Raw genomic sequence first — 1555 nt, forward strand, 5'->3', positions numbered from 1 at the left:
TCAGACTGTAGACAAATCCCCCAATTAGGGGATTTGCCTACAGTTTTTTTGTATAATTAGATTATTAATAAACTTTACAAGGTGATGAAGAACATGCTTACGAAAAATACACAGATGAATCGAGAACAGTTAGAAATGATTACTCTTGAACAACTCGTTCCGAAAAACCACTTGGTTCGAAAAGTGGAAGCCGCTATTGATTTCTCATTTATCTACCCACTTGTTCAAGATATGTATTCAAGTGAAAGAGGACGTCCAAGTATCGATCCTGTTGTATTAATCAAAATGGCATTTATTCAATACATGTTTGGTATTCGTTCCATGCGTAAAACAATAGAAGAAATTGAAACAAATCTAGCGTATCGTTGGTTTCTTGGATTTGGTTTTCATGATAAAGTCCCTCATTTTTCTACCTTCGGTAAAAACTATGAACGTCGATTTAAAGACACGGACTTATTTGAACAAATCTTCTATCGAATCTTAAAGCAAGCAACTGATAAGAATCTCACTAGTAGTGAACATGTATTTATTGATTCTACCCATGTAAAAGCTAGTGCGAATAAGCGTAAATTTGAGAAAAAGGTTGTCCGTAAAGAAACGAAAGCCTACCAAGAACGCCTTCAAGAGGAAATCAATGGAGATCGTGAAGAACATGGAAAAAAGCCTTTTCCACCTGACAAATTTGATAAAGAAGAAACAAAGGAAATAAAAGAAAGTACTACGGATCCAGAGAGTGGTTATTACGTTAAAGATGAGAGAACTAAACAATTCGCCTATTCTTTTCATGCAGCTGCTGACCGACACGGGTTTGTTTTAGGTACGATTGTCACACCTGGTAATGTTCACGATAGTACAATGTTAGAGCCTCTTCTTGAAAAGGTGATTGAGAAAACAGGGAAACCTCTTGCTGTTGCTGCTGATGCTGGATATAAAACGCCGGCTATTGCCCAATACTTGATTGAAAATAAGATTCGTCCTGCTTTACCATATACGCGACCACGAACAAAGGAAGGTTTTTTCAAGAAATCAGACTTTGTTTATGATGAGCATTTTGATACATACCTATGTCCGGGGGATCAAGAATTACCATATAGCACGACTACGAAGGAAGGTTACCGTCAGTATTTCTCTAATCCTACTCAGTGTAAAGGATGTAAATATCTATCCCAATGTACTCAAAGTAAAAATCATCAGAAACTGATTCAGCGTCATGTTTGGGAAGGGTACTTAGAAGAAGCTGAACACCTTCGTCATACGGAAGAAAATAAAATCATTTATGCCAAACGTAAAGAAACGGTTGAACGTGTATTTGCAGATGCAAAAGAAAAGCATGGTATGCGATGGACAAATTTAAGGGGACTTAAAAAATTGTCTATGCAGGCGATGCTTACTTTTGGTGCTATGAATTTAAAGAAATTAGCAAACTGGACTTGGGAAAGTCCAAAAATGGTATAAGAGTAGCCTCGAAGAGGGCTAGTTTAATTTTGAAGACCCCAAAAAAGAAGAAAGACACTCCGAATGGGGACATTCGGAGTGTCTTTTGTCGACAATCTGA

1 protein-coding gene is annotated in these 1555 nt (G+C 37.2%); it reads left to right on the forward strand.

Translation table 11 applies throughout. From position 1 onward, the window contains the following. Positions 1-93: 93 nt before the first annotated feature. Positions 94-1455, forward strand: a complete 1362-nt coding sequence (locus COD11_RS25430) for an IS1182 family transposase (RefSeq protein ID WP_098799679.1) — start codon at positions 94-96, stop codon at positions 1453-1455. The last annotated feature ends 100 nt before the right edge of the window (positions 1456-1555 follow it).

This window comes from Bacillus sp. AFS040349, from assembly GCF_002577655.1.
Classification (GTDB): domain Bacteria; phylum Bacillota; class Bacilli; order Bacillales; family Bacillaceae; genus Metabacillus.